Annotated in this window: 6 protein-coding genes; 5 read left to right on the plus strand and 1 reads right to left on the minus strand. The window is 71.0% G+C overall.

Going from position 1 to position 11,736, the window contains the following annotated elements:
• Positions 1-86 precede the first annotated feature (86 nt).
• The 4 genes from F4561_RS12250 to F4561_RS12265 all read left to right on the plus strand — a co-directional run bounded on the left by F4561_RS12250 (position 87) and on the right by F4561_RS12265 (position 10,193).
• A complete protein-coding gene (locus F4561_RS12250) occupies positions 87-3,848 on the plus strand; it encodes a DUF6079 family protein (protein WP_184578247.1) in 3,762 nt (1,253 codons plus the stop codon).
• Positions 3,849-3,945: 97 nt separating this feature from the next.
• Positions 3,946-6,726, plus strand: a complete 2,781-nt coding sequence (gene pglZ, locus F4561_RS12255) for a BREX-2 system phosphatase PglZ (RefSeq protein ID WP_184578251.1) — start codon at positions 3,946-3,948, stop codon at positions 6,724-6,726.
• A gap of 3 nt (positions 6,727-6,729) precedes the next feature.
• Positions 6,730-8,067, plus strand: a complete 1,338-nt coding sequence (gene brxD / locus F4561_RS12260) for a BREX system ATP-binding protein BrxD (protein WP_184578254.1) — start codon at positions 6,730-6,732, stop codon at positions 8,065-8,067.
• Positions 8,064-10,193 carry a DEAD/DEAH box helicase gene (locus F4561_RS12265; RefSeq protein WP_184578257.1) on the plus strand — a complete coding sequence of 710 codons (2,130 nt, stop codon included), beginning with the start codon at positions 8,064-8,066 and terminating at the stop codon, positions 10,191-10,193. Before brxD ends, F4561_RS12265 begins: the two co-directional genes overlap by 4 nt.
• 367 nt (positions 10,194-10,560) lie before the next feature.
• On the opposite strand, the gene F4561_RS12270 is transcribed toward F4561_RS12265, so the two are convergent.
• Positions 10,561-10,968: a RidA family protein gene (locus F4561_RS12270; protein ID WP_184578261.1), complete on the minus strand. Its 408-nt coding sequence runs from the start codon at positions 10,966-10,968 to the stop codon at positions 10,561-10,563.
• 78 nt (positions 10,969-11,046) lie between these two features.
• On the opposite strand from F4561_RS12270, the gene F4561_RS12275 reads away from it, so the two are divergent.
• Positions 11,047-11,688: a TetR/AcrR family transcriptional regulator gene (locus tag F4561_RS12275; protein ID WP_184578264.1), complete on the plus strand. Its 642-nt coding sequence runs from the start codon at positions 11,047-11,049 to the stop codon at positions 11,686-11,688.
• Positions 11,689-11,736 lie beyond the last annotated feature (48 nt).

Below are 11,736 nucleotides of genomic sequence, written 5' to 3' on the forward strand. Positions count from 1 at the left end.
GAAGCGGTGCGCCGTACGCTCGGCGGGCCCGCAACCCGGCGCGACGCGCATCCCTCCGACTCGTGTTAGAAGGGCTCCGCTAGGCGATGACTCCTCCAACCGGCTCGGGCTCCAAGCGCTTCATCGGCGAACTCATCGACATCCCCGAGGCCGTCCATGACGGTGACCTCGTATTCAAGGTCTCCGACGGGGTCGAGCAGCACGCGGCCGACGCGGTGCGGGAGTACGTCGTCACCCCCCAGTTGGAGCGGTGCTTCGACGAGGCGCTCGACACCATCAAGGGCGCGCTGGCCAAAGGGCAGTCGCGGGCGACCTACCTCAACGGCTCGTTCGGATCGGGGAAGAGCCACTTCATGGCGGTGCTGCACGCCGTGCTGAAGCACGCCCCAACCGTTCGCGGTCTGGAGCGGATGCCCACCATCCTCGCCAAGCACGACAGCTGGCTGGAGGGCAAGAAGTTCCTGCTCGTCACCAGCCACCTGGTGGACGCCGAATCCATCGAGTCCGCGATCCTGGGCGGCTACGTCCGCTACGTGCGCCGCAACCACCCCGAAGCCCCCGTCCCGCCGGTCTACCGGGCCGACGGGCTGCTGGCCGACGCCCGCGACCTGCGCGCCACACTCGGCGACGAGGCGTTCATCAGCGAGCTGCCCACCGTGGAGGGGGCCGGATCCAGCGAGGCGTGGGGCCGGTGGGCGGCCACCACCGCCGAGTGGACCCCCCAGCTCCTCGACCAGGCGCTGTCGGCCTCACCGGAAAGTACTGGCAGCGACGGGACCGACCTGCGCCGCAAGCTCATCAGCGCCCTGCTCAAGAGCCACTTCAAGCGCTACGCCGACAGTGTGCACGGCGACGCGGACGCCTTCATCACCCTCGATGACGGGCTGTCGGTCATCAGCCGCCACGCGAAGGAGGAGCTGGGCTGCGAGGCCGTCGTCCTCCTCCTTGACGAGCTGATCCTGCGGTTCACCAAGTTCATCGGCGACGAGAGCCGCATCAGCGAGGAAGTGCAGAAGGTCGCCAAGCTCGTCGAGTCCTCCGAGAGCTACCGGCCAGCGCCCATCGTCAGCTTCGTACCGCGCCAGCGCGACCTGCGCGACCTCGTGGGCATCTCCGGGGGAACCGAAGGTATCGCCCAGACACTGAAGTACTGGGACGGCCGTTTCGGCCACATCGGCCTGGAGGACCGCAACCTCACCGAGGTTGTCCGGCACCGGCTGCTGCGTCCGCGCACCCCGGAAGCGGCCGATGAGGTCAGCGCCGCGTTCGACCGGATGGTCAACGCCCGCCCCGAGGTGCGCGACACGCTGCTGGACACCGAGGGCGGCGACGCCGACAGTTGGGACGACTTCCGCGCGCTCTACCCGTTCAGCCCCGCGCTGCTGCACGTCATGGTCGACCTGTCGGGGGCGCTGCAACGCCAGCGCAGCGCGCTCAAGCTGATGCGCCAGCTGATGGTCAACCACCGCACCACGCTGCCCGTTGGCCAGCTCGTGCCGATGGGCGCGGTGCTGGATGTCCTTGTCGAAGGCGAGGACCGGCCCTTCCGCGACCGGCTCAGTGGCGAGTACGACAAGATCCGCGGCTTCTACCGCGACCGGGTGCGGCCCTGGCTGCTGCTGCGGCACAACATGACCGAGGACGACACTGGCGCCCTGGAGGTACGCCACCCCTTCCGCGCCGAGGACCTGCTGGTCAAGACGCTGCTGCTGGCGGCGCTGGTGCCCAACGTGCCTGCCCTCAGGGAGCTCACCGCCGGGCGGCTCATCGCGCTCAACCACGGCATCATCCCCGCCCGGCGCACCGGCCAGGACATCGCCCGCGTCGCCCAGTTCTTCCGCGAGCTCAACGCCCAGTTCGGCGAGGTCCGGGTCGGGGTGGAGAGCACCAACCCCACCATCACCCTCAACCTGCTGCGGGTGGACACCGAGTCGCTGATGCGCACCACCTACACCGCCGCCAACGACCAGGCGCTTCGGCGGCTGTTCAAGCGGCTGATGTGGCAGGAGATGGGGCTGGAACCCGACGCCGCGCGCACCTCGGTGCTGTGGCGCGGCACCCGCCGCACCGTCGAGCTCGACTACGGCAACATCCGCTCCGAGGACTCGCTGATGCGCCAGCGGTTCGAGCCCGAAGCGTCCGGGGCGCTTCGCGTCGTCATCGACTACCCCTTCGACGAGGGCACCCACAACCCCGCCGAGGACCGCCAGCGGGTGCAGACCCTGCGCGAGGAGTTCACCGACCCCCCGGCCACGCTCACCTGGATCCCGCACTTCCTGTCGCCGGCCCGCCAGCAGGACGCGCGGCGGCTGCTGATGATGGAGCACCTGCTCCAGCCCGGCGTCATCGAGGAGAAGGCCCCCGACTGGAGCTCGGAGGACCGGCGCGAGGCGCGCGAACAGCTCGAACACCAGGCCTCCCAGATCGGGATCCGGCTGCGCGGGCTGCTGCGCGGTGCCTACGGGGCCGACCAGCGCAATGACACCGACTTCGGCCACGCCATCGACGAGCACATCGAGGCGCTGCCGCCCAATGTGCGGATCCGTGTCGAAGCGGGAAGCAAACTGTCGGAGGCCCTCCAGCGCATCGCCGGCCAGCTCCTGGACCACCTCTACCCCGAGCATCCCAAGTTCGCCGCGCCCAACGGGTCCATGCCCGAGGTGCGCCGCAGCGACCTCACCGCTGTGCTGCAGGCGGTCGAGGCGGCCAAAGCCGAACACCTCCAGCGCTACGAGCCCACCAAGGGTGAGACCAGCGCCCTGTACCGGGTCGCCCACAATCTCGGGATCGCTCAGGTCAGCGAGGTGTTCGTGCTGCGCGACACCTGGTTGACGGCGCTGGACGAGGCCGCCCGCAGCGCCCAGGCCGACACCACCGAGATCACGGTGCGCAACCTCAAGCGGTGGATCACCGAACGCGAGGAAGGCAAGGGGCTGCCTCCCGAGATCGTGGACCTGCTGGTGCTGGTGTACGCGGTGCAGTCGGACCGCGCCTACACGCGGGCGGGCAAGCGTTACACCGACGTCGGGTTCGGCAAGCTCGAAGGCGACATCGTGCTGCGCCGCCAGGCGCTGCCCGCGGAAGAGGACTTCGATCTCGCCAACCGCCGCGCCAAGCAGATCTTCCGCCTCACCCCGCAGCCGGTGCTCAACGCCCGTGCTGTCCAGCGGCTCGCCGAGCAGCTCAAGGAACAGGCCACCACGTGGTTGGCGGGCACCGAGTCGCTGCTCACCCAACTGGAGAAGCACGCCGCCCTGTTGGGCCTGGACGAGGAGTCGCCGCGGCTGGAGACCGCGCGCGCCACCCACGAGCTGCTGATGAGGCTGCGCGGGCTTACCGACGACACCGGGCTGGTGGTCGCTTTGGCGCGGGCCGATCTGCCGCGTGAAGGCGAGGTCTACCGGTCCAGCATGGCCGCCGCCGGTGCGGTGGCCTCGGCCCTGGAGGCCACCGGTTGGGGCAACTTCCGGACCCTGGCCGAGTTGGCCAACAGTGGCGGCAAGCACTCCGGTGAGGCCATTCAACTGTTGGAGCACCTGGCCGCCGTTGCTCGGCACAATGAGCAGGAAAAGAAGCTCTCCACCGAACTGGACGCGGTGACGGCGAAGGCGGTCGAGCTGATCAGGAAGGCGCTGACGGACCCGCCCCCGCCTCCGCCGGTTCCGGGGAAGAAGGACCCGGAACACCCGGATCCGGGGGGCGGAGGCGTCATCCGTCCCGGCGGAGAAGAAGCCGTCGGCACACTCGCCCCCACCGACGACGCGAAGTCGGTCATCGCTGAGCTGCGCAAGAAGCTCGGTGTCTCCGAGGACACCACCATTGAGATAACCGCGCGGGTGGTCGAGTGAGTGCCGCGGCGCTGTCACCGGACACCTCCCGCGCAACGACCGAAGGCGCACCACCGGCGTGCGGACACGAGTCGGATGCGGCATGGAGGACGAGACCATGACGGCCACCCCCCTGCCCTCCCTCCAGCAGGTCACGGTCGAAGCCGCCAGAGGCGGGCTGCGCAGGGCGCTGGAGAAGGAGGAGGCGCGGGTCAGCAAGGGCTGGCTGCCCTCCCACGCGCGTGCGGTGGCGCTGCGCGCCGCGCCCGAGTGGAACGGTCCCGGCGGCATCACCGTCGATCACCAGGGTCGCCAGGTGCGCGCCCGGGTCGTGGCCGCACCGACCGTACTGGCGGTTCTCACCGCACTCGGTCAGCCGCCCGCCGAGGCCGAGCATCTTGTCCTGCTCACCCCGTGCTCCGAGGACGACCTCGGCCCCTCCCTGCTGGGGCGGCTGCTGTGCCACGAGGTGTTCACGGTCAACAGTTGGGAGCTGCTCGCCGACGAGCTCGGGCTGCGCATGCTCGACCCGCGGCTGCACTCCCGGGACTGGGCGTGGCTCGCCGAGGCGCTGCACGAAATGGGCGGCCCCGCCGAATGGCGCAAAGGTACGGCCGTGCTCAAGCTCGACGACGCGGTACGGCGGGTCGCCGCCGCCCGGTTCGGTGGGGAAGCCGGAGACCGGATCGATGCCGCCGCCCTGCTCGGCTGGACCCGCGGACCGCACCTCGTCACCCGGTTCGCCGAGCTGGACCCCAAGGAACGCCAGGGACTGCGCGCCCATCTCGAAGCGGAGATCGGTGCTGTCGCCGAGGTGGTCTTCCGGATACTGGACAAGGGCCAGGTGCACGACGCGCTTCCCGCCGGCCTGGTCTTCCGGGAACTGCTGGCCGCCGACAGAGCCGGGCGCGACGGGGCGCGCGACGCGCGGATCCGGGCTGAAGAGCGGTTCGTGGGCAGCCCGGCGCCGTCTGTGGAAACCCTGTCCCGGTTCGCCGAGAGCAGCGAAGCCGTGCTGCTGCGCATGATGGACGGCGAGGAGCACGGCGCCGCTGTGCACGCCAGCGGCCGGGCCGAGGAGATCCTCGCCGCGCTGGGCGCCGAGAACATCGCAGCGGACAGCCGGGTGCTCAGCACCGGGCTGCAGGCGCGGCTGTCCGCGCTGGGTGCCGAGATCAGTACCGCTGTCCGGCCGCACGTGCCCAAGGGCCTGGCGCCGGTGGAGGAGGCCCTGGCCAGGCTGCGGGAGCACAACCGGTTCGATTCCGCTTCCGCGGAGGGCTGCGACGTACTCGCCGCGGTCCGGTTGGTGCGCTGGTTGGCGACCGAGTCCGTCGAGCCGCGCACCGTGCTCGAAGGTGCCACCGCTCACGTGACCGGTACCGCCTGGGTTGATCGGGCGGCCAGCCGCGTCTGGGCCGCGCGCGCCGAGACTCCGGCGCTCGGCGCGGCCTACCGCGACGTGTACGCGCGGGTCCGCGAGCGCCGCGCGGCCGCGGATGAGGCGTTCGCCCGGCGCATCGCCGCATGGACCGAGGTTTCGGCGCACCCCGGCGAGCTGCTGCTCGCTGAGAACCTGCTGCACCGGGTCGCCCGTCCACTGGCCGCTGAGCGGGCGCCGCTGGTCGTGCTGCTGGATGGCATGAGCGCTGAGGTCGCCATCCAGCTCGGTGAACAGATCGCGGCAGGCGGGCGGTTCACCGAGATCGCCCGCGGCGAGAAGGGGCGCGAAGGGGCGCTGGCCGTGCTGCCCTCCACGACCACCTTCTCGCGCACCTCGTTGTTCTGCGGGCGGCTGGCATCGGGCGGGCAGAGCGAGGAGCGCGCCGGGTTCAGAGCGCTGTGGAACCACGCCTCGTGGGGCCGGCGCCCCGCTGATCTGCTGTACCAGCGCGACCTGGAAACCAGTGCGGGCACCGCGCTGCCCGCGAACGTTCAGCAGGCCATCGGCGACACCGAGCGGGCCGTCGCGGTCGTGCTCAACATCGTCGATGACGCGCTGGCCGACGGGCGCGAGGCCGACACCGCGACCTGGACGCTCGACCAGATCGGCAAACTCGCAGCGTTGCTGGACGCCGCCGCCCGCGCCGGGCGGCCGGTGGTCCTGACCTCCGACCACGGCCACGTGTGGGACCGCGGCGAGAACCAGAAAACCCGGAAAGGCGAGTCGGCCCGCTACCGCACCGGTGCCCCGGAAGAGCGTGAGCTCCTCGTCACCGGCGACCGGGTGCTCGCCGAAGGCGGCCGCATCGTGGTGCCGTGGGACGAACGCCTCCGTTACACCTCGCGCAAGGAGGGCTACCACGGGGGGATCTCCACGGCCGAGATGGTCATTCCGGTGCTGGTGTTCGTGCCCGACATCGCGCTCACCCCCGCGGGGTGGGCGGTGCTGCGCCCGGCCCAGCACGCGCCCGACTGGTGGACCCAGCCGCTGGCCACCGGAGCTGGTGCTGTGCCGGCTCGCGAGCCGGAGGGGGAGCCCGCGAGTGCGGGGCGCCCCTCACGTGCGAAGGCCGGCACCAAGAGAACGGCTCCGGTGCGGGGCGCCTCCCTGTTCGACGACGCGGCGGCGGCCGGCGGCACGCTGGGCGAGAGTGTGGTCGGCTCGCCCTCCTTCGCGGCCAGCCATGGGCAGGTGGCGCGCGGGCCCGCCAAGGAGGAGGTCGCCGCCGTTATCGACACGCTCGTCCAGGCCGGGGGTGCCACCCCCAAACTGCCGGTCGGTCGCGTCGCGCAGGCGGCGGGCAAGGAGCCCTACCGCGCGGCGCGGTTCCTCAAGATGGTGGCCAAGGTGCTCAACGTGGAGATGTTTCCGGTGCTCACGCTCACCGACGCCGAGCGCACCGCCGAGCTCAACATCGGACTGCTCAAGGAGCAGTTCCTGGCGGGGGAGAGGTAGTAGTTGGCCAACGTCAGTGCGGCCCGCCGCCGCGAGGTCATTGACGCGCTGCGGCGCGGCACCGTTCCGCCCTCCGGGCTCGACCTGTTCGCGGTGGGGCTGGAGCGTTTCGAGAGTGCCGTGGACAAGGAGCTGGCGGCAGCGGCTTCGGGCGGCGCCGGGTTCAAGGGGGTACGCGGCGAGTACGGGGCGGGCAAGACGTTCTTCGCCCGGTGGCTGGGCGAGCGCGCCAAACACGCGAACTTCGCGGTGACCGAGATCCAGGTCTCGGAGACCGAGACCCCGCTGCACAAGCTGGAGACGGTCTACCGGCGTCTCACCGAACGGCTCTCCACCGCCACGCTGCCGCCCAGCGCGCTGCGCGAACTCGTCGACAACTGGGTCTACACGCTGGAGGAGGACGTCCTCGACCAGGGTGCCGTGCCCACCGGAGCGGACGGTCCCGACGAGGAGCGCCTCGCCGCCGAGGTCGACCGGCTCCTGGAGCAGCGCCTGGCCAGCGTCGCGCGCGCCAACCCCGGTTTCTCCGCCGCGCTGCGCGGTTACCACCGGGCGCGGGGCGAAGGTGAAGCCGCGGTCGCGGAAGCGCTCATCGCCTGGCTCGGCGGTCAGCCCAACGTTTCCGCCGCGGCGAAACGTTACGCCGGGATCAAGAGCGACCTCGACCACTTCGGTGCGCTGGCCGCGCTCCAAGGGCTGCTGATCCTGCTGCGCGACTGCGGACACCCCGGTCTGCTGGTGGTGCTGGACGAACTGGAGACCCTGCAGCGGGCCCGTACCGACACGCGGGAGAAGGCGCTCAACGCGCTGCGCCAGCTCCTCGACGAGATCGCCGCCGGCCGTTTTCCCGGCCTGTACCTGGTCATCACCGGCACCCCCGCCTTCTACGACGGGCAGCAGGGCATCCAGCGGCTCGCCCCGCTGGCGCAGCGGCTGGCCACCGACTTCGTGGCTGACCCGCGCCACGACAACCTGCGCGCCGCCCAGGTCCGGCTGACCGGCTTCGACCTGGAGAAACTGCACCGGCTGGGTATCGCCGTGCGCGACCTCTACGCCGAGGGCGCCGAGGCGCCCGCCCGCGTGCGCGAACGCGTCGACGACAGCTACCTGCTGCGGTTGGCCGAGGCTGTCGCGGGCGAGCTCGGCGGGCGGGTCGGGGTGGCGCCCCGGATGTTCCTGCGCAAACTCGTCGATGTCATCGACCGGGTCAACGACATCGAGGACTTCGATCCGCGCCTGCACTACCAGTTGACCATCACGGCCACCGATCTCAACGACGTCGAACGCAGCGCCTGGACCCAGCGCGCCGACACCGCCGATGAGGTGGAACTCGACCTGTGACCGGCCCGAGCACTCTCGACCTGCTGCACCCCACGTTGGCCCACCACGTGGTCAACACGCTTGGCTGGCCCGGGCTGCGGCCACTGCAGCGGGAGGCACTGGCGCCGCTGGTCGACGGCCAGGACGCGGTGCTGCTCGCGCCCACCGCCGGAGGCAAAACCGAGGCGGCGGTGTTCCCGCTGCTTTCGGCCATGGCCGCCGGCGGCTGGAGCGGCGTCTCCCTGATCTACGTCTGTCCGATCAAGGCGCTGCTGAACAACCTGCTTCCGCGTCTGCAGAGCTACGCCGGGTGGATGGGGCGCTCGGTGGGGCTGTGGCACGGCGACATCGGCACGGCGGCGCGTGGCCGTATCCTGCGTGACCGGCCCGACGTCCTGCTGACGACCCCGGAGTCGCTGGAAGGGATGCTGGTCAGCACCAAGGCCGACCACCGGGAGCTCTTCGCGGGTGTGCGGGCCGTCGTCGTGGACGAGGTGCACGCCTTCGCCGGCGACGACCGCGGCTGGCACCTGTTGGCGGTGCTGGAGCGGCTCACCCGGCTGCGCGGGCAGCCCATCCAGCGTGTGGGGCTTTCGGCCACGGTTGGCAACCCCGGCGAGCTGCTCGCCTGGCTGCAGGGCAGCGGCGCGGGCGAGCGTCCCGGCCGGGTCATCGCGCCGGAGGCCGGCCTGACGGGGACCGCGGCGCCGAGCGAGCCTCCGCCCGGCGAGGTGGAGCTGGACTACGTCGGATCGCTGGACAACGCCGCCAGGGTTATCGCCGCTCTGCACACCGGCGAGAAGCGGCTGGTGTTCTGCGACTCCCGGCAGGCGGTGGAGCAGCTCGGCGCCGCGCTGCGAAGCCGGGGTGTCACCACGTTCCTGTCGCATGCCTCGCTGTCGGTGGACGAGCGCCGCCGCGCGGAGCAGGCGTTCAGCGAAGCCCGCGACTGCGTGATCGTGGCCACCAGCACCCTGGAGCTGGGCATCGACGTCGGTGACCTGGACCGGGTCATACAGATCAACGCCCCCGCGACCGTGGCCTCCTTCCTGCAGCGCATCGGCCGCACGGGGCGGCGTTCGGGGGGCCAACGCAACTGCCTGTTCCTCGCTTTGGACGAGACGGGGCTGCTGCGCGCCGCGGGGCTGCTGCATCTGTGGGGCCGCCACTGGGTCGAACCGGTCGTGCCCACTGCCGAACCCCGCCACATCATCGCCCAGCAGTTGCTGGCGTTGTGCTTGCAGGAGTCCCAGGTGGGGGAGCATCTGTGGAAGGAGTGGTGGCCGGGGCTGGAGCCGTTCGAGCGGGGCGATCCGATCGTCGCGCACCTGCTGCGTGAGGGGTTCGTGCAGCGCGACGGCGGCATGCTGATGATCGGTCCCGAAGCCGAACGCAGATTCGGCTGGCGCCATTTCATGGAGCTGACCAGTGTCTTCACCGCGCCGCCGGAGTTTGTGGTGCTGCACGGGCGCACCGAGATCGGGCGGGCCAACCCCGCTCTGCTGTGCGCGCGGGAGAACGACGAGGGGCCGCGTCGGCTGCTGCTGGCCGGGCGCGGCTGGGCCGTCACCGGGGTGGACTGGAAACGGCAGCGGTGCTTCGTGGAACCCGCCGAGGACGGTGGCGGTAAGGCCCGATGGGACTCCGCCGACCGGACGGGCGCGTCGTTCGCGCTGAGCCGCGCCGTACGCGCGGTCCTGGTGGGCGCGGATCCGCCGGTCCGGTTCACCCGCAGGGCGGTTGGCGCGCTGGCCACCGCGCGGGAGCGGCACCAGGAGCACGTGTGGTCGGCCGGGTCGGTCATCAGCCGGGCCGCGGGCGATGTTCGCTGGTGGACGTGGGCGGGCACGCGGGCCAACCTGACGCTGCGTGCGACGTTGGCTGGTCTCGTTGCCCCCGGCCAGCAGGTCCACGACAGCTACCTGCGGCTTCGCGAGGATGTCGACCCCGCCGCGTGGGCCGCCGCCCGCGACGGCGCCACCGACCGCATCGCCCTGCCCGACGTCAGCGAGAAAGCCCTGGAAGGGCTGAAGTTCACCGCGGCGCTGCCGCCGCACCTGGCCGCCCGAACCCTCGCCGCACGCCTGGCCGACGTGGAAGGCGCCCGGACACTGTTGGGGGAACCGACGAGGTTCGTGGCGGGGTGAGCCGGCACCCGGTGCGGCGGGAAAGCTCGCCGACCGTCATCGGCCGCGTCCGGTCCCCCTCATTAGCTAATAGTCCTTCCGGTGGTTCGGCTGGCGCAGCAGGACCGCTTGGTGACGGCGCGGGGGTAGGTCTGGGCGGCGCATGAGCCCTTCAGCCATCCCTGCCCAGATACGGGCACCACAAGTCGGCCAACCGCTGCACCTCATGTCTTTGGCCGGGGCGTGCACGGTGCTGGCGGTGACGTCGCCAGCACCCGTGGCCAGGTCACGGGTGCCCCGGTCGACCAGTGCGCGGGGCACGCACCGCCAACGGCGTGCGGGGCGCGTGCGCCTGGCCGCATCCGGTTGGCCCATCCTGCGGGGTCGTTCAGTCGATAACCGCGGTGGCCTCGATCTCGACCAGGAGGTCGGGTTCGGCCAGGGCTGCAACGCCGATCGCGGTGATGGGCGGGGTCGAGGTGATGCCCAGCTTCGCGGAGGCGCGGGCGCCTCCCTCCAGCAGCAGGGGCATCTTGTCGGGGGTCCAGTCGACGAGGTAGATGGTCAGTTTCGCCGCGTCGCCGAAGGAGGCGCCCACCTCGGCCAGGGCGGTGCCGATGTTGAGGTAGCACTGTTCGACCTGGGCGGCGAGGTCGCCTTCGCCGACTCTGCCGCCGTCGGCATCGCGGGCGACCTGGCCGGCGATGAACACCAGCTTCGATCCGGTGGCGACCGACACCTGCCGGTAGATGTCGACCTTCGGCAGTCCTTCGGGGTTCACCAGGGTGATGGCCATGCTGACTCCTTGTCATAAGGGCCGTGCGGACTCGGGAACTCCGAACTATAGCATTGCAATACTATGTATTCTGGTGGCATGGCCAGGACGAAGGATCCCGCGGTCCGCACCATGCTCATCGAGCGGGCCGCGCACATGCTCCGCACCCGCGAGCCCATCACCCTGCGCTCACTGGTGGACGGGACCGGTGTGTCGACGATGGCCGTCTACACCCACTTCGGAAACATGGACGGCCTGTGGCAGGCGCTGCGCCAGGAAGGCTTCACCCGGCTGAAAGCCAGATTCGCCGCGGTGGCGATGTCCGCAGACCCCGTGCGGGACCTGGCAGTCCTGGTCGCCGGCTACCTCGGCAACGCCCTGGACCACCCCGACCTGTACCGGGTCATGTTCGACGCGACCTTCGACCTTGAGGACCTTCAGGCGGCGGACGACACCCTGGAGTACCTGGTGCAGGCCGCCCGAAGGGCCAGGGACGACGCCGGCCGCCTCCGCGCCGACATTGACCCGCTGGAACTGGCCACCCAGAGCTGGGCCATCGCCCACGGGCTGGTGTCCCTGGTCGCCAACGGCCCCCTTCCGCGCCAGACTCTCGACTACGGCGTCCCCATGCTGACCGCGCTGTTCACCAGCGCAGGAGACCAACACGACAGATGCCGCGCCTCGGTCGAGCAGGGCTGGACGCACCTGTTCCCACCCGGCGAGGAACCAGAAGCCGAGTAGCAACGCGGCGGCGCGTGCCGCCGGTCCTCCGAGTGCGGGGACCCTCCG

Source organism: Lipingzhangella halophila, from assembly GCF_014203805.1.
Lineage (GTDB): Bacteria > Actinomycetota > Actinomycetes > Streptosporangiales > Streptosporangiaceae > Lipingzhangella > Lipingzhangella halophila.